Origin of the sequence: Campylobacter sp. BCW_6873 (genome assembly GCF_001762365.1) — a bacterium.
GTDB classification, from domain to species: Bacteria; Campylobacterota; Campylobacteria; order Campylobacterales; family Campylobacteraceae; genus Campylobacter_D; species Campylobacter_D jejuni.
In genome coordinates, this window is the sequence record NZ_MJWS01000067.1 from 1 (window position 1) to 1,164 (window position 1,164).

The 1,164-nt window shown below is 20.9% G+C and carries 2 protein-coding genes; both read right to left on the bottom strand.

Features of this window, described 5'->3' with window-relative positions; translation table 11 throughout:
- Positions 1-76 precede the first annotated feature (76 nt).
- Complete coding sequence (locus AJ932_RS10535; protein WP_186820607.1) at positions 77-220, bottom strand: hypothetical protein; 144 nt, start codon at positions 218-220, stop codon at positions 77-79.
- A gap of 199 nt (positions 221-419) precedes the next feature.
- Positions 420-929 (bottom strand): hypothetical protein, encoded by a 510-nt coding sequence (locus tag AJ932_RS05650; RefSeq protein WP_261660086.1) that lies wholly within the window; start codon positions 927-929, stop codon positions 420-422.
- Positions 930-1,164: the final 235 nt, after the last annotated feature.

Genomic DNA, 1,164 nt, shown 5'->3' on the forward strand with positions numbered 1-1,164 from the left:
TTTGTTTTGAGTTTAGAATAAATAGGAATTTGCAAATTTACTCCTAATATAGATAAATTGTTTTATTATAACCAATCTACTTAATACTTTTAATTAATTTAAATTCTTTGTTTTTAAGATATTCTTGTCTTAATGTTTCATCTGCTTTATCAAGCTCATCAGGACTTTTGCCTTTGGTAAGTCCTAAGAAAGCGTGGGTGAAAGCATAACAATAAATCATTGATGCTATAAGACAAAAAGTCACAAATAATAAGGCTGTTTGAAAGTAAATACTATTATATATTACTAATTTTTAATATACAATAGTTATTTTTAGTAATTAATATTATACATTAATTACTATTTTATAATTCTCTTATTATATATGTAAAATCTTTTTTAATATTCATTAAATTATCAATGCCGCTAGTTAAGATAATTTAAATTTTCTTATCTATAATTATATATCTATCGTGCAAATAATCATATTTTTCGTTAATTTCAGCATCTTTATTCTCTACAATCAACCATTCTTTATATATATTTTTCAAGTTGGAACATAAATTTTTGGGAAATTTCATTCCATTTTCAATAGGATAAAAAATGTTTAATTTTTTTCTCAGAAAGCATTCTTCAGCAAATTTTATAAATTGCTTCTGATTTTTATTTATAAATTTATCATAAACAAACAAATGATTTGCATTTAAAAATATGGCTTTTAAATGTTCTTTAGCTTTTTTTCTATCTTCATTTTTTATAAAACTAGCTGTAAAATTATTTTCTATTTTATCTTCAAAAATATTTACATAGGGAAAATTATATTGTTTCTCAGATAAAATAATTTTATATATAGTATTCTTAGAAAGACATTCTAAATCATCGCTATATTCTAAACTAGTCTTTTGTCCGAGAATAGATTTTAAAGTTTCACTATCATAATATCTTCTCATATATTCTTTTCGTTTTATCTTTAAAATTTTTTTAAAAATAAAAAATAAAACAAAAACTATAAATTTTAAAACAATATTTAAAAAACTTACTTTATTTCTTTTACCTGTATATCTTTTATTATTCTTAGTAGGAGGATGTTCTTATAAATATATGGATCCGCAGTATTATGAGTTTAAGAGCTTGTGTAAAGATATAGATAATAAAGTAATAATTTACAATAAAGCTTATTGGGAA

Excerpts from the sequence above, each read along its gene's own strand:
- AJ932_RS10535 (WP_186820607.1), bottom strand. The coding sequence starts at position 220 with ATGATTTATTGTTATGCTTTCACCCACGCTTTCTTAGGACTTACCAAA.
- AJ932_RS05650 (WP_261660086.1), bottom strand. The coding sequence starts at position 929 with ATGAGAAGATATTATGATAGTGAAACTTTAAAATCTATTCTCGGACAA.